This is a genomic window from Oleiphilus sp. HI0079 (genome assembly GCF_001635105.1).
This window is the reverse complement of record NZ_LWFT01000517.1, coordinates 16,082-36,180: the sequence shown is the minus strand read 5'-3', so window position 1 is coordinate 36,180 and position 20,099 is coordinate 16,082. Positions and strand designations below refer to the sequence as shown.

At 48.4% G+C, this 20,099-nt stretch carries 19 protein-coding genes; 5 read left to right on the top strand and 14 right to left on the bottom strand.

What is annotated here, in order from left to right; all coding sequences use genetic code 11:
• Positions 1-23: 23 nt before the first annotated feature.
• The gene (locus A3750_RS07175; RefSeq protein ID WP_068548132.1) at positions 24-812 is read right to left on the bottom strand and encodes a sulfite exporter TauE/SafE family protein; all 789 of its coding nucleotides are present in this window, start codon (positions 810-812) and stop codon (positions 24-26) included.
• 76 nt (positions 813-888) lie between these two features.
• Between A3750_RS07175 and A3750_RS07170 the strand changes: the two genes are divergently transcribed.
• Positions 889-1,677, top strand: coding sequence for an NRDE family protein (locus A3750_RS07170; RefSeq protein ID WP_068453397.1), 789 nt, complete (start codon positions 889-891; stop codon positions 1,675-1,677).
• Here the strand turns inward: A3750_RS07170 and A3750_RS07165 are convergent.
• The 3 genes from A3750_RS07165 to pomA are packed head-to-tail and all read right to left on the bottom strand — an operon-like array spanning position 1,661 to position 4,101.
• On the bottom strand, positions 1,661-2,305 hold the full coding sequence (locus tag A3750_RS07165) for a hypothetical protein (protein ID WP_156498470.1): 645 nt from the start codon (positions 2,303-2,305) through the stop codon (positions 1,661-1,663). The two genes, A3750_RS07170 and A3750_RS07165, sit on opposite strands and share 17 nt — an antisense overlap.
• 21 nt (positions 2,306-2,326) lie before the next feature.
• Positions 2,327-3,325, bottom strand: coding sequence for a flagellar motor protein MotB (locus A3750_RS07160; protein ID WP_068466089.1), 999 nt, complete (start codon positions 3,323-3,325; stop codon positions 2,327-2,329).
• A gap of 17 nt (positions 3,326-3,342) precedes the next feature.
• Positions 3,343-4,101, bottom strand: a complete 759-nt coding sequence (gene pomA, locus A3750_RS07155; RefSeq protein ID WP_068451424.1) for a flagellar motor protein PomA — start codon at positions 4,099-4,101, stop codon at positions 3,343-3,345.
• A gap of 259 nt (positions 4,102-4,360) precedes the next feature.
• On the opposite strand from pomA, the gene A3750_RS07150 reads away from it, so the two are divergent.
• From A3750_RS07150 to dxs, 3 genes are all read left to right on the top strand, one after another.
• On the top strand, positions 4,361-4,621 hold the full coding sequence (locus tag A3750_RS07150; RefSeq protein WP_068521545.1) for an exodeoxyribonuclease VII small subunit: 261 nt from the start codon (positions 4,361-4,363) through the stop codon (positions 4,619-4,621).
• 10 nt (positions 4,622-4,631) lie between these two features.
• A complete protein-coding gene (locus A3750_RS07145) occupies positions 4,632-5,519 on the top strand; it encodes a polyprenyl synthetase family protein (protein WP_068548130.1) in 888 nt (295 codons plus the stop codon).
• Between the two features lie 92 nt (positions 5,520-5,611).
• Positions 5,612-7,552, top strand: coding sequence for a 1-deoxy-D-xylulose-5-phosphate synthase (dxs, locus tag A3750_RS07140; RefSeq protein ID WP_068548129.1), 1,941 nt, complete (start codon positions 5,612-5,614; stop codon positions 7,550-7,552).
• 27 nt (positions 7,553-7,579) lie between these two features.
• Here dxs and ribA read toward each other — a convergent pair whose 3' ends face one another.
• The 7 genes from ribA to A3750_RS07105 form a co-directional block, all read right to left on the bottom strand.
• Positions 7,580-8,194 carry a GTP cyclohydrolase II gene (gene ribA / locus A3750_RS07135; RefSeq protein ID WP_068451414.1) on the bottom strand — a complete coding sequence of 205 codons (615 nt, stop codon included), beginning with the start codon at positions 8,192-8,194 and terminating at the stop codon, positions 7,580-7,582.
• Positions 8,195-8,271: 77 nt separating this feature from the next.
• A complete protein-coding gene (moaA, locus tag A3750_RS07130; protein ID WP_082873223.1) occupies positions 8,272-9,309 on the bottom strand; it encodes a GTP 3',8-cyclase MoaA in 1,038 nt (345 codons plus the stop codon).
• Positions 9,310-9,378: 69 nt separating this feature from the next.
• Positions 9,379-9,894: a cyclic pyranopterin monophosphate synthase MoaC gene (moaC, locus tag A3750_RS07125; RefSeq protein ID WP_068451411.1), complete on the bottom strand. Its 516-nt coding sequence runs from the start codon at positions 9,892-9,894 to the stop codon at positions 9,379-9,381.
• Complete coding sequence (locus A3750_RS07120) at positions 9,887-10,888, bottom strand: Nudix family hydrolase (RefSeq protein ID WP_068451408.1); 1,002 nt, start codon at positions 10,886-10,888, stop codon at positions 9,887-9,889. The genes moaC and A3750_RS07120 overlap by 8 nt, the downstream gene beginning before the upstream one ends.
• 2 nt (positions 10,889-10,890) lie before the next feature.
• On the bottom strand, positions 10,891-12,126 hold the full coding sequence (gene argJ / locus A3750_RS07115) for a bifunctional glutamate N-acetyltransferase/amino-acid acetyltransferase ArgJ (protein WP_068451405.1): 1,236 nt from the start codon (positions 12,124-12,126) through the stop codon (positions 10,891-10,893).
• A gap of 29 nt (positions 12,127-12,155) precedes the next feature.
• Positions 12,156-14,891: a preprotein translocase subunit SecA gene (secA, locus tag A3750_RS07110; RefSeq protein ID WP_068548128.1), complete on the bottom strand. Its 2,736-nt coding sequence runs from the start codon at positions 14,889-14,891 to the stop codon at positions 12,156-12,158.
• Positions 14,892-15,089: 198 nt separating this feature from the next.
• The gene (locus tag A3750_RS07105) at positions 15,090-16,034 is read right to left on the bottom strand and encodes a M23 family metallopeptidase (RefSeq protein ID WP_068548127.1); all 945 of its coding nucleotides are present in this window, start codon (positions 16,032-16,034) and stop codon (positions 15,090-15,092) included.
• A gap of 84 nt (positions 16,035-16,118) precedes the next feature.
• Here A3750_RS07105 and A3750_RS07100 point away from each other — a divergent pair, with 84 nt between their 5' ends.
• Entirely contained in the window at positions 16,119-16,604 is a 486-nt protein-coding gene (locus tag A3750_RS07100) for a DUF721 domain-containing protein (RefSeq protein WP_068548126.1), read from the top strand.
• Here A3750_RS07100 and lpxC read toward each other — a convergent pair.
• From lpxC to ftsA, 3 genes are all read right to left on the bottom strand, one after another.
• Complete coding sequence (lpxC, locus tag A3750_RS07095; RefSeq protein ID WP_068458700.1) at positions 16,570-17,481, bottom strand: UDP-3-O-acyl-N-acetylglucosamine deacetylase; 912 nt, start codon at positions 17,479-17,481, stop codon at positions 16,570-16,572. The two genes, A3750_RS07100 and lpxC, sit on opposite strands and share 35 nt — an antisense overlap.
• Positions 17,482-17,615: 134 nt before the next feature.
• On the bottom strand, positions 17,616-18,782 hold the full coding sequence (gene ftsZ, locus A3750_RS07090) for a cell division protein FtsZ (RefSeq protein ID WP_068458699.1): 1,167 nt from the start codon (positions 18,780-18,782) through the stop codon (positions 17,616-17,618).
• Positions 18,783-18,849: 67 nt separating this feature from the next.
• Positions 18,850-20,085 (bottom strand): cell division protein FtsA, encoded by a 1,236-nt coding sequence (ftsA, locus tag A3750_RS07085; RefSeq protein ID WP_068466091.1) that lies wholly within the window; start codon positions 20,083-20,085, stop codon positions 18,850-18,852.
• Between the last annotated feature and the right edge of the window lie 14 nt (positions 20,086-20,099).

Here is a 20,099-nt window from a genome sequence, read left to right as displayed (position 1 = left end):
ATCGCCACAAATACGTCCTCGTGCTAAAAAAATACAAATTTGATACCAACAATAAGTAGGCAGATCGAAAACAGCTTTTTTAATAATTCTGAGTTGATCGTTTGAGCGCATTGCGCACCCAATCTCGCAAATACAACAGAGCAAACAGACACGACCGCAACCGCTGGTAAATATATATAACCCAAGCTGTATTTCGGAGTGAGCGGGGAGTCTAGATTAAAAGCGATGTTTGCGGTAGCCCCCAGCAAAGCAATAGGAAATCCACATGCCGCCGCCGTCCCTACTACTCGTCCCATAGACAAGCCTAAACGATAAAAAAAAGGCACACTTAACGTGCCTCCGCCAATACCAAATAACGAAGAGACGCTACCGATCACAAAGCCTGCAGGGAACATCAGGCGCCTGGACAGAGATTCCTGAGGCGCATATTCTTTTGATCTATCAAGGGCCATCTTCAGTGCAACGAATATAACAAATAGCCCAAGCAGAATCCTAAGCGCCCCCCCCTCTAGCTGCAAGGCAAGAAAAACACCAACAACCGAGCCTATGGTAATACCTGGTGCGACCCTAAGCAAAACCCGCCAATCAACCGCACCGAGCAGATGATGCTTTCGCGCAGAACTTAGCGAGGTAAAGACAATACAGGCAAGGGAGGAAGCAATCGCCATGTGCGTGAGGACGGATGAATCAAAGCCTTGTGCTTCAAAACAAAAAACGAATATCGGCACCATAATGATGCCTCCCCCTACGCCGAACAAACCCGCTATGAAGCCCGCAAAAGCGCCCGCTAGCAAATACGTTAGAATAATCATAATCTAGCTCGGTCTGATCGGGAAGGGTGAAGAGTCCAATTGATTATCATAACAAGTTTGGAAAGTGAAAATACGTATGTGCCTAATAATTTTTAAGTGGCAGCCATCCAGCAATGAGCCTCTCGTGTTACTGGGTAACCGCGACGAGTTTTATGATCGCCCCAGTAAGCAGGCGCATCGCTGGGATGACCAGCCTCACATACTAGCAGGCAAAGATTTGCAAGCAGGAGGTACCTGGCTTGGCCTTGGTGAAAACAAACGCATGTGTACGGTCACTAATTTTCGAGAAGTCCCCGCGCAGCTAGGCGAACGCAGCCGCGGAGAAATACCAACCGACTTTCTAAACTCAGACATGCCGGCGTCCGACTTCGCAGAGCAACTGGCCAAACAGGACGGCCTTTACTCAGGTTTTAATGCCCTTCTCTATGATGGAGAGCAGCTTGTCTACACCAGTAACCGCAGCCAGCTTTCGTGGCGCATCTTGGAACCGGGCCTTTATGGACTGAGCAATCACCTACTGGATAGCGCATGGCCAAAACTCGTGCGAGCAAAGCACCTTGTTAGCAATATACTTAACGCGAACAATCTTCCTAGCGAAGCTAGAAACGCTTCGCTTCTAACGGCAATGATGGATCAATCTAAGCCAAAAGATGAAGAGCTACCGAAAACCGGCATCGGTATTAGCGGCGAGCGCCTGCTTTCAAGCATTTTCATTCAAAGTGAGCACTACGGAACCAGAACCACATCCCTAGTAAGTATTCAGAGGGGAAACGCCTCGCTGATCGAGAGAAATTATGAAGTTTCAAAACAGATTGGACAGCCAAGCTTCCTAGATCAAGCATTGGCTATTACTTGGAAAAATTAGCGGAATTGACCTTACGCCGACCAGCCAACTCATTGGCCTGCTTCTGAATGACATGCTGAGCTAACAACTCCTGCTCAACCGCCGAAATATCCTCAAAGTTGGCTCGCACCCAATATGGCCTCTCTTTAAGCTCCGCTTTTTCATCCTCAGAAAGATCTGCGAAGAATGCGTCACGACGCTCACAACCCACAACCATTGCAACAGGATTAACAACCTCTTGGGATGGAAAAAGCTTCAAGTGCAAGCTAAGTGTTTGAGCTTTCTGCAGCTCTTTTGTGGATGGAAACGCAATACCACAGGCACTCAAATTCACCTCACAAACGTGAAACGCGTGAGACTCTTCCTGGCCATCGTCTGAAACATTCTTTTCAAAACCACTGACCAACAAATCCATCTTGTGATTGAGAAGGCCAAGCAGCGTTGCCAGAGATTCATCCTTTTTCTTCAGCGCAGAAAGGTGTTTATTAATCGCACCATTGACCTTAACGAGCCGTTGTTCCGGACTTAGAAGAGGCTTTGCACCACTACCACTATCCGCTGAGACTTCATCTGTCACGAGATGCACGCGCAAACCAACGCGATCCATGACTCTGAAGTATCGACGAAGGTGTTCCGGATTCTCTGACATGCTTACTCCAACAAACCTAAACTAAAAAATTTCTTCTGGTGCTAGTTCGAGAATTTCACGTAGCACACCCGTATCCGAGGCATCAATCGCGTCTTCACTTTCTTGAATTTCCTTACGCATTGAATCGGCGGACTTTTCTTCAAGCACCAATTCAACCCGACGGTTCCTAGCACGATTTAACGCCGTATCATTCGGCGCAAGCGGCTTACTGTCGGCAAACCCTGAAACAGAGATACGCTTTGAATCAAGCACGCCAGAGTCCATCAATCCGTGCGCGACAACCAACGCTCTCTTGGCAGATAGATCCCAATTTGAAGGAAACTCCTGCGTGTTTATCGGCACATCATCAGTGTGTCCTTCAATAGAAATGCGTCCAGACACAGAAGCGAGGACGTCGATGAGTTTATCAAGCACCGGCAAAAAATCATCTTCTAGTCTTGCAGAGCCAGAAGCAAATGACCCTTTCTCCTCAACTCGAATAACGATTTTACGCCCCTGCGTTTCGATCTCGATTATTTCATCCGAGATCTCATCCTCTAATCGCGCAGCAATCTCCAGGGCCTTATCCTCAGCTTCCTCATTCGCCTCAGTGACCGTTGAGACTAATAATTCCTGAAGCTCCAGCATACTCTTCTCGCTCTCGTTCAGCTCCTCGGCACATTGATCTCCCGCTGCCTTCTCAACTGGCTGATCACACATTAACTCAAGAGAGGTCTGATTCGGATCTGTGGTCTGCTGCATCACCGTTTTGATTGGAGTCGGCTCCGGCTTGCCCGGCGAAAACTCCAGAGCAACGACGCTGGTTCCGGTTGGAACCTGATTCAGCTCAACCTGCTTTTGCACGCCAAACGCTTCGCGCATCGAACCAGCAAGACGCTTAAACTTTAAAACATCCATTTCAGCAAAAGAAAGTAGCAAGACAAAAAAGCACATCAATAGCGACATTAAGTCAGCAAAGGTTCCCATCCATGCTGGCAACCCCGGTTTACACTCTTCGCATTCTTTTTCTTCTTCAGACATCAGAGCTTGCCGCCAACTTATTCTTCTTGGGTTTCACGGCTACCCTCAGAAAGGTAGTTGCGTAACATCATCTCAATAACACGAGGATTCTGCCCCGCCTGAATGGCCATTATCGCATCAATCGACATACTCTTTATCAAGCTCTCCTCCGCCATGCGCAGCTTCAGCTTGTCAGCGAAAGGAATCGCTACCATATTGGCAAGCATTGCTCCATATAAAGTAGTCAGCAATGCAACAGCCATTGCGGGTCCAATCGATTTCGGGTCATCCATATTCGATAACATAGCGACCAAACCAATCAAAGTCCCAATCATACCCATTGCGGGCGCGACATCACCTAGCGCCTCCCAGACCCTAGATCCAACCTTGTGGCGATCTACTGCTTGATTCTTGTCTTTTACCAATAGATTGCGAACGACGTCCGCCTCATGACCGTCGATGAGCAAACCAATTCCCCGCTTCAGGAAATCATTGGAAATCTCCTTACCCTCAAGTGCCAACAACCCACCTTTTCGAGCCTCATCCGCGAGTTCTTTTACATTCGCAATCAGCTCCTCAGGCGAGTCCAGCTTGAACATAAATGCTTTAGCAACCGTTTTCGTTGCTCCGAGAAACTGCCCGAGAGAGAATTTCATCATGCAAACAAGCAAGGAACCAACAATCACGATGAGAATAGAGGGCACATCGACGAACATGCCTAACGAGCCACCAAGCACCATTGCAAAAACAACAATGGCAAAGCCGCCTAAAAGTCCTACTAGGGTAGCGAGATCCAAACTTTCAGTCCCTCTAAAAAATCGAAGTTATCTTTAATTATTCGGCAAACCGCAAGAAAAAAGCAGGTTCAACGAAATGGAAACAGTGGTTATACTTAGCGCCAAGTTTTTTGACTTGTCGAGCGCAAACTTTACGCAAGCCATGAGTTTTCAAAGCGAGCCCTCAGCATCCAAAAGTGTAGACCTAAATGGCACATTTTCACGAGATGTTTTTAATCAGCCGCATCAAAAATGCAATAAACCGGATAAAAAGATCACTATGCCGAACCAGAACGACTCAGCACTGAATGACTTCGAAGAGTCTCTTGAGCAACTTGAGGCCATTGTTGAAAGAATGGAGAAAGGCGAGCTTTCTCTAGAACAATCGCTGGAGGCGTTCGAACAGGGCGTTAAATTAACACGTAACTGCCAACAAACTCTACGCAAAGCAGAACAACGCGTGAATGAACTTTTGGAAGAGAACGGCGAATTAAAGAAAGTACCCTTCAACTCTGAGGACGACCAGAGCCAGGCAGTATAAGACGATAAAAATGAACAAACCCGCGTTTTTCGACGTATATCGGGCTGAAATCGATACAGCTCTGTCTCGCTTTCTTGATCAAACGAGCACAAGCGATGCAAGGCTCACCAATGCTATGCGCTACAGTTTGCTGCTAGGCGGCAAACGCATTCGACCAATACTTTGTCTAGCCACCGCAAAAGCGTTAGGCACAGATTCTAACAAAGCACTGCATGCAGCCTGCTCATTGGAGTTCATCCATGCTTACTCGTTGGTTCATGACGATCTACCAGCCATGGACGATGACGCACTTCGCAGAGGACAGGCAACGTGCCATATCGCTTTTGATGAAGCAACAGCGATATTAACCGGTGATGCACTTCAAACCTCGGCCTTTCATTTGCTCACACTGGATGACTTTCAACAATCAGACTCGGTCAAGTTAGCCCTAGTAGCCGAACTCGCTCAAGCAAGTGGCGGGCGCGGAATGGTTTTGGGGCAAGCCATTGATCTCTCTGCCGTAGGCAACGCGCTCAGTTTGGAAGACTTGGAGCACATGCATCAACATAAAACAGGAAAACTGATTGAATCAGCTGTGGTGATGGGTGCTCTTTGCGGATCTGCAAATACGACCTCTGTCGACGCACTGAAAAAGTACGCGAAAGCGCTAGGCCTCGCATTTCAAGTTCAGGACGACATTCTCGATGTTACCGGTGATACCCAAACCATCGGCAAGTCCGCTGGGGCGGACGAAGCACTAAACAAGCCCACCTACGTTTCACTGCTTGGGCTTGGCGGCGCCCAAGATAAGTTAGCGAGCCTATACGCAACATGCCTCTCTTGCCTAGAAGATCTCACTGACAGCGATACCTCAGAACTTAAAGCCATAGCCCAGTATGTAATAGAGCGCGAACACTGAATCTACTTCCAGACAAAGCAAGTATAATTAGCACTGAAGACATTATACTTTCTGGTATACTGCGCCACTGATTAAACCTGATAGCGACACCGATGTACGATCTTCATACTTTTAACGAAATTCCAACTGAGCGCCCCTTCACTCCGCTGCTCGATAAGATCGATTCGCCACATCAGCTGCGCCTGTTATCTCAAGAACAATTGTTTCGACTGTGCTTTGAGCTTCGACACTTCTTACTTTTTAGCGTCGGCCAATCTGGCGGCCACTTTGGTGCAGGGTTAGGCGTTGTGGAGCTCACAGCCGCACTGCATTATGTTTTTAATACCCCGGATGACAGAATCGTTTGGGATGTCGGCCATCAGGCTTATCCCCATAAAATACTCACTGGGCGTCGCGATGACATGACGCGCATTCGCCAGCAAAATGGTCCAGCAGCGTTTCCAACTCGCAGCGAGAGCGAATACGACACCTTTGGCGTTGGTCACTCCAGTACCTCCATCAGCGCAGCTCTCGGAATGGCCCTTGCCGCGAAGCACAAAGGTGAAAAGCGCCGATCTATTGCCGTCATCGGTGACGGGGCACTTACTGCGGGAATGGCCTTTGAGGCACTCAGTCATGCCGGCGACATCGCCCCCGACCTTTTGGTCATATTGAACGACAACGACATGTCGATATCGAACAATGTTGGTGGTCTTAAAAACCATTTAGCACAAATTCTATCGAGTAAAGCTTACAATCAGGTGCGCGATGGCAGTAAACGTGTACTCAGCAACACACCCGGCCTTATGGAGTTTGCACGCAAAACTGAAGAGCACGTTAAGGGCTTAATGGCGCCGGGAACCTTATTTGAAGAGCTGGGTTTTAACTACATTGGTCCAATTGATGGCCATGACATGCCAGTGCTGCTGCAAACACTTGAAAACATGAAGCACTTGAGTGGACCACAGTTTCTTCATGTCGTCACCAAGAAAGGCCGTGGCTTTGCTCCAGCAGAATCAGATCCCATTGGCTATCATGCAATAAATAAAATCGAGGCCAGTGCAAAGCCGGCACCCCAAAGTGTGCCGACACCGATCATCAAACCAAGCTATTCAAACATTTTTGGTCAATGGATCTGCGATGCAGCAGAACTAGATGAGCGAGTCGTCGGAATCACACCAGCGATGAAAGAAGGCTCAGATCTCATTGCATTTGCGCAACGCTTTCCTGATCGCTACTACGACGTTGCAATAGCAGAACAACACGCGGTGACCCTTGCAGCCGGCATGGCTTGTGAAGGAATGAAACCAGTGGTCGCAATCTACTCTACGTTTCTTCAACGCGGCTACGACCAATTGGTACATGACGTTGCTGTTCAAAATCTAGATGTAACTTTCGCGATCGACCGAGCAGGCTTAGTTGGTGCAGACGGACCAACTCATGCGGGAGCGTTTGATCTCTCGTTCATGCGATGCATTCCTAATATGCTTATCATGGCGCCATCCGACGAAAACGAATGTCGGCAGATGCTTCACACTGCGCTTGCACACAAAGGTCCTAGCGCCGTGCGCTATCCACGAGGTAAAGGGCCGGGCGTCAAAATTGATCAGGAGCTGAACATTCTAGAAATCGGCCAATCCCGTACTGTTCGTGACGGCTCAAAAGTGGCTATTTTATCGTTTGGTGCCCTGCTACCTGCAGCGCAAGCCGCAGCTGAAAAATTTGATGCAACCGTGATCGACATGCGCTTCGTGAAACCTTTGGATACACAAGCAATTATTCAGGCTTGTGAAAGTCATGATCTGATCGTCACCTTAGAAGAAAACGCGATCGCAGGCGGTGCAGGTGCAGGCGTTGCCGAGTTTATGCACCAGAAAGGCATTGGACCCGATATTATGATACTTGGCTTGCCAGATACATTCATCGATCATGGACGACCTGAGGTCTTACTCGCCGAATGCGGGCTTGATGAAAAGGGTATATTGAGTAGCATTGAAGCTCGCCTCTCAGCTCAGAAAGGCTCGCTGATTTCACCGGTCATTCAGTCTATTTAGCCGCCGTTTCAAACGACTAAACGGGGCCTAGACGCCTAGATCATCATCCTGATGCGACTTAAGCCAGTGCCCTAGCTTGCTCGCCTTTGTCGTCAGGTAGCCATCATTGTGTGGGTTTCGCCCTACTTCTAGAGGCAAACGCTCTACGATTCTGACTCCTACCAACTCTAGCGCCTTCACCTTGCGAGGATTGTTGGTCATCAACCTTAGAGCATCGATACCCAGGTGCTGCAGCATTGGTCCACAGATAGAATAGTCTCTCATGTCCGCTGCAAATCCCAACTTCTCATTCGCTTCTACCGTATCCGCACCCTGGTCTTGAAGATGATAGGCGCGAATTTTATTGAGCAATCCGATTCCGCGACCTTCTTGGCGCAAATACATCAAAACGCCGCGCCCCTCATTCGCGATACTTTGTAAGGCCTGCTCTAATTGAAAACCACAATCACAACGTAAGCTGAAAAGACCATCCCCTGTAAGACATTCTGAATGCGTGCGCGCAAGAACAGGCTCGCCATTACCGACATCTCCCAAGCTAAGCAGCACGTGCTCTTGGCCGGTTTCAACTTCCTCGAAGCCATGCATATCGAACACCGCGAAAGGCGTAGGAAGCTGGCAACTTTCAACAAAACGAACGCTCACAAAGTATCCTCAAAAAAAAAGGCTGCGCATTGTATCACAATCTTAGACGTGACCTGCAGCAATACAATGGCGATGACTCAGCCGCCAGTTGTATTCATGAACCGCACAATTTGGGGGGCACTTTCTAAATCAAAATGATGCTTTTCGGGCTTCAAATCCATCGCGGCGATAATGGCCTCTTTTAGCATACGTATGTCGCCCGGATGCTCTCTAACGACCTTTTTTAAATCCGCGGAGTGCTCATTCCCAAGACACAGCAGGAGCTGCCCTTCAGCGGTGACTCTGACACGATTACAATCAGCGCAAAAGTTCTCGCTATGAGGAGAAATAAAGCCAATTCGACTTTCATAAGGCCTGCCCCCCCCTTTATCCGAAATAGCGAAATAGCGCGATGGGCCATCCGTCTGCACCCCACCATTCAATGGCAACAAAGCATATCGCTCACCGATCAGTGCACGAAGCCCTGCACTACTCAAAAAAGTCTCCTTTCGCGAGTGCTCCGAGATTACACCTAATGGCATTTCCTCAATGAAACTAAGGTCTATGCCCTTACGTAAGGCATAATCAACAAGCGATAAAACTTCGCTCTCATTACGCCCATTGAGTACCACCGCATTAAGTTTGATTCGCTCAAAACCTGCATCAATTGCAGCATCAATACCCGTAAGAACTTTTTGAAGATCACCTGTGCGCGTCAATTCTCGAAACTTATCTTCATCTAAGCTATCGAGACTGACATTCAAACGCCGTACTCCGGCAGACTTCAGCTCTTGTGCGAGCGTTGAAAGCTGAGACCCATTCGTGGTCATGACAAGCTCATCAAGACCAGGTATCGCGGCAATGTCTGCACATAGCCTTGTTATTCCGCTGCGTACTAGAGGCTCTCCACCAGTAAGACGGATCTTCTGAACTCCAAGCTCAACAAAAGCCCGCGCGACTAGCTCCATCTCTTCCAGAGTAAGCACTTCGCTGCGCGGTACAAACGTCATTTCTTCATCCATGCAATAGACACAACGAAAATCACAACGATCTGTCACGGACATACGAACGTAGCTCACGCTCCGCCCAAAGCGATCCACGAGTCTGGTTTGTTGCCTACTAATCATGTCGGCCATAGGAGCTTCTGTTATCCAAACGAATCGAGCGAAGTTGCATCAACAACGCGCAAAGTCTTCTTTAATCTTTTAAGCTGTTGGCTCGTTAGCACTGCCAATTTGAGGGGCATAATAACTTCCGCTTTTTCCACCATGCTTCTCGAGCAGCCGCACACCATCAAGCACCATCGCCTTGTCAACCGCTTTACACATATCGTAAACCGTTAGACCGGCAACACTGACGGCGGTTAACGCCTCCATTTCAACGCCAGTTTGGGCATCCAGCTTACAGCGTGAAACAATTCGTAAGATGCCTTTGTCGCCTTTCTTTTCAGGTTCAAAATCAATAGTGACCGAACTAAGGTTAAGACCGTGACACAATGGAATAAGTTCCGAACACTTCTTTGCCGCCATAATGCCTGCGACACGACATACGGCAAGCACATCGCCCTTTTGGATTTGATCGCTCATAATGAGGTCAAGTGTACTTGCCTCCATTTGAACGAAGCCCTCAGCAATTGCAACACGCCCAGTCACGGCTTTATCAGAGACGTCAACCATATGCGCATTCCCTGAGGCGTTTACATGGGTAAGCTTACTAGTCATTCAACTTGTCCTCTAAAGAAGAGATCATCTTTTGCCAGGCACGAATAGCAGCAATACCTTGCGCTCCGCTATTCACAGCCGCACTCATATCGGCCTGATCTAGACCGCCAAGCGCGTAAACCGGCATACCACAGCGCGCGACCATTTTCTGGAATGCCTCAAAACCAATACCGCTCTGCTCAGGGTGCGAGGCCGTCATTTGAACCGGGGACAGCAATGCGTAGTGCATCCCTAATGACTCGGCCATCGCAAGCTCCTCTGCATTATGGCACGAAGCACCAATGAGATTTGGAAGAACAGCGACTGGATCAGCAGCCAACATGTTTAGCGAGCGAGTACTAAGATGCCACGCACAATCTTCTGGCAAATTTTTCAAAACGGATAAATCACGATTCCAGATTAACTGGCATTGCCGACCATTGTGAAACTCTTCAAGCAGTTTGTGGGCCCACTCGAGATAAGTGGCATCATCAAGCTGAGGCTGTCGAACCTGAACAAGCGAGAAACCAAAAGCCATTGCATTTCTGATATACGAAACAAAGGCCTCATACGATCCAAGCTCTGGGGTAATGAGGTATTTTCTGGGTAAGTTTACCGCTCGAATAATTGGAATGTTTGCAGCAGGAAACTCAAAGGTATGCAGCAGATCGGGAGACACCCACCGCAGAGGCTGACCTTCCCGGCCGTAGGGCTCGCCTTCATAGCGATCAACAAACCAGACATCGAGCAAAACATGCTTATCTGAATAGTCATGCCGAATCTCAATTAGAGGCTCAAGCGCTTCGGGCGTGACGACAATACCGAGCTCTTCTTCGAGTTCGCGCTTTAAAGCTTGTTGCACTGTCTCGCCGGCTTCGACCTTGCCTCCGGGAAACTCCCATAAACCGCCTTGATGCACATCACGAGCACGTTTTGTAATCAAAACTTGTGTTGATCCAGCACTATCTTTTCGAATAACAGCAACGACAACGTGGACGCGTTTCTGCAAAGACATACTTAGGATCGGTAGTCAGCGTTTATAGTGACATAGTCGTGAGACAAATCGGTCGTCCAAACGGTCTCTGAAACAGAGCCTCGGGCGAGCTCAAACCGAATCAAAATGTCTTCCTGATTGACCACCTCCTGACCCGCCTCTTCGGTGTAAGTGCTGGCCCGCCCACCCTTTGCAACCAAAAGGACATCGTTTAGAAAAATTCGTACAGCATCCAATTCAAGATGTTCGATTGGAGCGCGACCCAATGCAGCCAATATTCGCCCCCAATTTGGATCAGAAGCAAACAACGCAGTTTTCACCAAAGGCGAATGGGCTATCGTATAGGCTAAATCTAGCGCCTCTTTCTGGCTGGCGGCCTGATCAACCTGTATCGTGACAAACTTGGTTGCTCCCTCACCGTCACGCACAATGGCATGTGCAAGTGATTGATATACCTGTTTTAGTGCAGCCTTGAACCCGGCGAAATCGGTATCGGTCTCTGAAATTTCCGCTCGCTGCGCCTGCCCTGTCGCAATCAACATGCAAGCATCATTGGTAGATGTGTCTCCATCAACCGTAATTCGGTTAAAAGACTGATCAGCAAGTTCTTGAGATAGTTTATTTAGTAATTTCTGAGGAATATTTGCATCTGTCGCAACAAAGCACAGCATGGTAGCCATATTCGGCTTGATCATGCCCGCACCCTTACTGATACCATTGATCGTGATCTTTTGGCCTGCGTATTGGACTTCAACCGATGCGCCTTTTGGACGAGTGTCCGTCGTCATTATACCGCTTGCAGACTCCGCCCATCTCGACGCGGATAATGAAGCTTTTAGCTCTGGTATCGCCGCACATATTCGTTCACTGGCCAGAGGTTCACCAATAACGCCTGTTGAAAATGGTAAAACTCGCTCAGAGGACACACCAAATTGATCAGCAACAGCGGCACAGCAGTCATACGCATCATCGAACCCCTGCTGCCCTGTGCCCGCATTTGCATTGCCGGTATTAATTAACAAGTAAAACGGGGCTTGCGACTCGGATTGCTGGATCGCCTGCATATGCTCTTTGGCGATGTGGACCGGAGCAGCACAAAACGCATTTCGGGTATACACTCCTGACAGCCTAGCTCCGGCGTCAATTGAGAATAAAACTAGGTCTTTACGGTTTGCGTATCGGACCCCTGCTTCAACAACACCAATACGAACACCCTTTACTTCAGGCATATCGGGAAAGAAATCCGCACCAACCGCCATGTCTAACTCTCCGATCTAATACGTTCAGCCTAAGCCGTAACACGCCCGTGACATTGCTTATATTTCTTGCCGGAACCACAAGGGCAAGGTTCGTTTCGCCCGACTTTACGACCATCACGCGTCATCGGCTCCGACTTCGCTTCGGCACTCTCGGATGGGGCATCGTCGGTGCTTGAGTTGGCTTCGTCGTGCTGCGCTTGAGCCGCACCTAACTGGCGAGCAAGTTCCTCGCGACGCTGACGCTCAATCTCTTCAGCTTCTTCTTGCGACTGGATGCGGACGTGGCTCGTTACCTTAACAACCTCATGCTTGAGTTTACCTAACATGTCCTGAAACATTTCAAAGGCTTCGCGCTTGTATTCTTGCTTTGGATTTTTCTGTGCATAACTTCGTAAATGGATACCTTGTCTCAGGTGATCCATCGATGCGAGATGCTCTTTCCACAAAGTATCCAAAATATGCAAAAAGACTTGCTTCTCAAACGCTCGCATTGATTGTGCACCAGCAACGTCTTCTTTCTGCTGATACTCTGCGACAACAGCCGCCAGAATCTTTTCGCGCAAAGACTCTTCGTGCAGATTATCGTCTGCATCAAGCCATGCTTTTATTGGGAGTTCGACCGCAAAATCGGCCTTCAACGCCTGCTCAAGACCAGAGATATCCCACATGTCTTCAATACTTTGAGGAGGAATAAAATCACTAACGACTTCGTTTACTATCTCTTCGCGAACCGCCGCTACGATGTCACTAATATCGTCGCGCGCCATAATTTCATTGCGTTGCTCATATACGACAGTACGTTGGTCATTTGCTACATCATCGTATTCAAGCAAGGCCTTTCGGATATCAAAGTTACGCCCCTCGACCTTTCGCTGTGCCTTCTCTATCGCGTTACTCACCATCTTGTGCTCAATGGCTTCACCTTTATCCATTCCAAGCGCTTGCATGATGTTTCGTACCCGGTCAGAGGCAAATAAACGCATTAGGCTGTCTTCGAGTGACAAGAAGAACCGCGTACTACCCGGGTCGCCTTGTCGACCAGACCGCCCTCGCAACTGGTTATCTATTCGACGAGATTCGTGGCGTTCCGTACCAAGGATATGAAGACCTCCAGCCTCTTTAACCGCTTGGTTACGCTCTTGCCATGCGATTTTGATCTCCGCTACTTTTGCTTCGTTTGGATCTTTCAGCGCCTTGACTTCCGCCTCCCAATTACCGCCAAGCACGATATCTGTTCCACGCCCCGCCATGTTCGTCGCAATAGTGACTGTGCCAGGCATACCTGCCTGAGCAATGATTTGAGCTTCCTGCGCATGCTGCTTAGCATTTAGAACGCTATGCTTAATACCTGCTTTCTTGAGGAGTGCAGACAGATATTCAGAGGACTCGATACTTGCGGTACCAACAAGGACTGGGCGTTTCGCTGCAACGACCTCTTTTACCTCATCGATGATCGCTTGAAATTTTTCTTCCTGAGTAAGATAAACAAGGTCATTATGATCAATACGCGCAACTGGCTTGTTGGTTGGAATAACGACAACATCCAGACCGTAGATTTGATTAAACTCATAGGCTTCGGTATCCGCCGTTCCGGTCATACCAGCCAGCTTTTGGTAAAGGCGGAAGAAATTCTGGAACGTAGTTGATGCAAGAGTCTGACTCTCAGCCTGGATAGCTAACCCTTCTTTCGCCTCAATTGCCTGATGCAAACCCTCGCCCCAGCGACGACCCGCCATCGTTCGACCCGTGTGCTCATCTATGATAACAACCTGTTTATCCTGAATGATGTAATCTACATCTTTGTGATACAGGTGTTGCGCACGCAACGCAGACGCAGTGTGGTGAAGTAGAATCAAATTGGAAGGCGCGTAAAGGCTGTCGCCCTCTTCTAGCAAACCTTGATCAATAAATACTTGCTCGAGGTAACTCAATCCTGACTCTGTCACCTCAGCAGATTTCGCTTTCTCGTCCAGTATAAAATGACCGTCATCGACGGGCTTTCCGTCTTCACTCACTTCTGCCTGTGTCAACAAAGGAACAATTGCGCGAAGCGCTTTATATAATTTGGAGCTGTCTTGGGTCGGTCCGGAGATGACCAACGGCGTTCGCGCCTCATCGATCAAAATAGAGTCAACTTCGTCCACGATAGCGAAGTTCAACGCCCGCTGAGACTTCAGATCAGAGCTGAAAGCCATGTTGTCACGCAGATAATCAAAACCAAATTCGTTATTCGTACCATAGGTGATATCACATTGATAAGCCGCCTTCTTTTCCGCTGGCTCCTGACCTGAATGGACAACACCCACACTCAGGCCCAAGAAATTATAAAGTGGCTCCATCCATTTAGAGTCTCGCTTAGCGAGATAATCATTGACGGTTACAACATGCACGCCCTCACCGCTTAAGGCATTGAGGTAAACAGGCAACGTCGCTACCAACGTTTTACCTTCGCCCGTTCTCATCTCGGCAATTTTGCCATTGTGCAGAGCCATACCACCGATCAACTGCGTGTCAAAATGGCGCATAGACATGACGCGTTTTCCCGCTTCACGCGCGACAGCAAAAGCATCAGGTAACAGTTGATCTAGGCTCTCACCTTTCTGTAAGCGGTCTTTGAATTCTGCGGTTTTCGCTTTTAGCGCCTCATCGTCTAATGCTGCAAGCGCCTCTTCTTGAGCATTAATAAGAGCAACAACCTTGCCCATGCGTTTAAGCTCTCGCTTATTCTTGCTTCCGAAAAGCTTCGTTAGTGCGGATGAAAACATAAAGATCTACTGTGTTATTAATTCGTTTTTATGGATGAGATATTATTAGTGAGGTCTAAAGTTGGAAACTCAAGACGGCAGACTTCTCATTTACCGAATTGGACATTCTAAGTGATAAAAGTGTGCAGGCAAAGCCTCCGGGACAGGCATGCCAAGCTCGTCATGAAAAATTAAGAAAAGAGGAGGGGAAAGCGAGTGCTATCCGCGACTCGCACGATAAATAAACTTCTTAGGGTTTTCTGTTTTGCCATTTTTGAGCACTTCATAATGCACGTGCGGCCCGGTAGAACGACCTGTACTTCCCATTCTTGCAAGAACTTCACCTTTCTCAACGATATCACCGACCTTAACCAGAAGTTCTTTGCAGTGCGCGTATCGAGTCGTATACCCATCACCATGATTAACCTCGACAAGGTTGCCATAGCCATAGCGCGCGCCGGACCAAGTAACAACCCCTGCAGCAACCGAAATGATGTCACTCCCATCTTTGCCGGCAAAATCAACCCCTGCATGCCATGCTCGCTTCCCAGTAAAAGGGTCGCTGCGGTAGCCGTAGGGAGAGGACATCCATCCCCATTTTATCGGGCGGCCAGCGATAAAAGCATCATTGGCGATTTTCTCCTGATCAAACAACTGCTCCATAATGCCAAGCTGCTGCTCTCTGTCGGCAATCGTTTGAGCTAGATTTTTAAGCTCATTCTCAAAACCTTGCAGAGTAAAAGACGCACTTTCAGTTTCTTCTATGGGTCCACCAACAGATGGCTGAGATTGAAAGTCAAATTCGCCATTTTTCAGTTTCGCGACTTCGGTAAGGCGCTGGCCTAAGGCGTCGAGCCGATATATACGCGCCTGCATATCTCCCATCTTCAGAGTGAGAGCATCCAGAGTCTGCTTGCTGTCACGCTGCAATTCTCGCAATTCATGTTTTTGGTCATTGAGCGAGGAATCCCACGCCTCAATCACGACTCGATCGACCAAAGCATTTGGATCCGTTTTATAAAACTCTTTTGCGGCATAAGCGCCAAGAGCAACGAGCGCCAGAACAAAAACGAGCAACACGAAAAGTAGAATAGAAATAGCGTGCGAACCCAGCTTAATGCTGCGAGACTGTCCGTGGTGTTTGCCAACGAGAATAATGTTCATGCTTTGACTACGATTGATAATTTCATAGCTAGTAAGTATAACGCTTACAAAAGATTTAACCTAATTTGAGAAAACCGATTTCGCATGCCCCGTCAACCCCGCACAAAAAGACTTAGCGACATACTTAGTCACGAGCAAACAATTAGACGTTCTGGTGCGCTAAGGACACTTTTCTCCGGCGCAGCTTCCAGAGAATCGATCCATACCCGTTTTGAAGAATGCCTACCCGATCAACTTAAAGGGCAATTCATCGTTGCAGGTTTGCAGCAAGGCTTGTTGACGTTGCATTGCGCCTCAGCAGCGCTGGCAACGCGCTTTCGGTTTGAAGAAGACCGGATTTTAAAAGCACTTCAAATGCGAATCGGGCAATCACAGGTAGCTGCGATCAAAGTCCAAATCAGGCCCAACTCAGTTCCGAAGCCAGCCACAAAGACAGGCAAAGTTACAAAAAAGAGAGCGGCTGGGAATCAAACGATCGACGAGCGACTGGAAGGAGTATTGGAGCGACTGGGTCGCCGCTCCGATGAGAACAAAGTTACGCTGCAAGTACCGGTTTCATATAGGAGATAGGGGCAGTGCTTGCATCTTCGTAGGTTTGAACTTCCCAAGCATCGGTTTCTTTGATCAACTTGCGTAAAAGCTTGTTATTCAGATCGTGACCGGATTTAAAGCCTTTAAACTCACCAACGAGTGAGTTGCCGAGCAGATATAGATCGCCGATTGCGTCGAGTATTTTGTGCTTGACGAACTCATCATCATAACGCAAACCGTCCTCGTTAAGCACCTTGTACTCATCAACAACAATCGCATTATCAACGCTGCCACCTAAGGCAAGATTCATTGCACGTAATCTTTCTATGTCTCGCATAAAACCAAAGGTTCTTGCTCGACTTACTTCCTTCACAAAGGAGGTGCTCGAAAAATCTATACACGCGTCTTGATTACGGTTCTTGAAAACTGGGTGATCAAAGTCGATCGAGAAGCCAACCTTAAAGCCATTAAATGGCACAAAAGTAGCGGTCTTCCCATCCTCTTCAACAGTGACTTCTCGCGTGATACGAATAAATTTCTTCGCAGCATCTTGTTCCTGAATTCCGGCGGATTGAATCAGGAACACGAACGGTCCGGCACTGCCATCCATTATTGGTACTTCTTCAGAGCTCAGTTCGATACGACAATTATCGATACCGAGACCTGCCATTGCAGACAACAAATGCTCAACGGTTGCCACCTTAACGCCATTTTTAACAAGCGTGGTCGACAGCATTGTTTCACCAACATTTTCTGCACGAGCTGCGATTTCAACATTTGGCTCAAGATCGGTTCTGATAAACACAATTCCAGAATCAATCGGTGCGGGTTTTAGGGTCAAATAAACCTTTTTCCCCGAGTGTAAGCCAACGCCTGTTGCGCGTATCGTGTTCTTTAATGTGCGTTGTCTAATCATAAGTATACTTCGCCAATTGTATGTACTGATAATTGGCCACTGGCCAAAAAACAGGCGCATACTAACAGATGGTACCTAGTTTCCCAAGCAGATTGTCTAACCTGTCACTAAGCAGTCATAAACCTTTACGATACTCAGTCAGCTTGTCTGCGAAGAAAAGCTGGAATATCCAAGTAATCAACACTTGGCGTTGGTTCAACGTCCTGGCGCACTGCAGCGCTGCCCTGCGAGTCGGCTGCAACAGCTCTTCGGCGACTAATCGCTGGTCTATCTAACTTATTATAGTCCGTCTTCCCATCTACTGCTTTTGGCGTGTTATCGACAACCTTGACAGGCTTATCCATTGCGCTCGATAGTCCGGTCGCGACGACAGTCACTTTCAGCTCGTCTGTCATCTCTGGGTCTATTACCGTTCCCACAACAACCGTTGCTGAATCTGAGGCAAACTCTTCGACAATACTACCCACTTCGGAGAATTCACCGAGATTCAAATCAATGCCCGCCGTAATGTTCACTAGGATGCCGCGCGCGCCTTGCAGGTTGATATCTTCAAGCAATGGACTGCGAATTGCTGCTTCAGCTGCTTCGCGTGCACGGTTTTCACCGGTGGCTGAACCCGTACCCATCATGGCCATTCCCATTTCAGACATTACCGTCTTAACGTCAGCAAAATCCACGTTAATCATACCCGGACGGATAATCAGATCTGCGATACCCTGAACTGCGCCTTGAAGCACATCATTCGCTGCGCCAAACGCATCAAGTAGGCTTGTATTTTTACCGAGTACTGCCAGAAGTTTTTCATTTGGAATAGTAATCAACGAATCGACGTGCTCTGCCAACTCTGCAAGTCCTGACTCCGCCAGCTTCATGCGCTTACCGCCTTCAAACGGAAACGGTTTGGTAACAACGGCAACCGTAAGGATACCCATATCGCGAGCAACTTCTGCTACGATAGGTGCGCCACCAGTTCCGGTACCACCGCCCATACCAGCCGTGATGAAGACCATGTCTGCGCCTTTTAAAGATTCCGCAATTCGATCTCGGTCTTCAAGCGCAGCTTGCTTGCCGACTTCTGGGTTTGCACCCGCACCCAAGCCTTTAGTAATCGTGCTGCCCAGCTGAATGATTTGTTTAGCGTCCAGATCTTTTAGTGCCTGCGCATCTGTATTTGCACACAGAAACTCGACTCCCTCAACATCACCGGTAAGCATATGACGCACAGCATTACCGCCACCACCACCAATGCCTACTACTTTTATGACCGCGTTTTGTGAAACATTCTCTACAATCTCGAACATCACCCTATCTCCTAATTATAATTTTCAATCTGCTAGTTGTTGCTTATGCCAAATATCATTTTTGGCTTTAAAAGTTTCCTGTAAACCAGTGCTTGAGCTTGCTCATTACCCCTTCCGCCGAAGCAGCTTTTGCGCTCGGAGTTGTCCCTGACTCACGCTGGTTTAATCCATACATCAATAAGCCTACGCCCGTCGCGTACATCGGGTTATTGACGACATCTGACAATCCTGTCACTCGCTGTGGGCTAGCCAAACGAACCGGCATATGGAATATTTCCTCTGCCAGCTCTACAACGCCCTCCATCTTTGATGTGCCGCCGGTCAGTACGACTCCGGCGGCAATCAAATCTTCAAACCCACTGCGCCGCAATTCAGCTTGCACTAGGGTAAATAGTTCTTCGTACCTTGGTTCAACGACTTCAGCTAACGCCTGCCGCGATAGGTCCCTAGGGGGCCTTTCACCAACGGACGGTACTTTTATCGTGTCATCCGCACCCGCGAGCTGCGTGAGCGCACATGCATATTTAATCTTTATCTCTTCCGCGTTTTGCGTTGGAGTGCGAAGTGCCATCGCAATATCGTTGGTCACCTGATCACCTGCAATTGGAATGACCGCAGTATGGCGAATGGACCCTCCGGTAAAAATTGCCATATCCGTCGTGCCGCCGCCGATATCGACCACACAGACGCCGAGCTCTTTTTCATCATCTGTTAATACCGCATAGGACGACGCTAATTGCTCTAAAATGATGTCGTCCACGTCGAGATCGCATTGCTGGACACACTTCTCGATGTTTTGCGCCGCATTTACTGCGCAAGTCACAAGATGCACTTTTGCTTCGAGGCGCACCCCCGACATGCCAAGCGGCTCTTTTATCCCTTCTTGGCTATCGATGACATATTCTTGCGGCAAGATGTGCAAAACCTTCTGATCTGCAGGGATAGCGACTGCTTGCGCTGCGTCAATCACTCTATCAATGTCCGCTTGCACAACTTCGCGGTCCTTGACCGCAACGATACCGTGCGAATTTAAACTTTTGATATGGCTACCCGCGATGCCCGCGTAAACAGAGTGAATATTGCAGCCAGCCATCAACTCGGCTTCTTCAACAGCCCGCTGAATCGCACTCACCGTCGTTTCAATATTGACAACAACGCCTCGCTTCAACCCTCGTGACGGATGCGAACCGATACCTACGATCTCTACACTCCCATCTTCACCACGCTTACCAACGATGGCGACTACTTTGGATGTCCCGATGTCTAACCCTACGGTCAAGCTGTCATCAAATGTGCTTGCCATTTTTGTTCTCACTT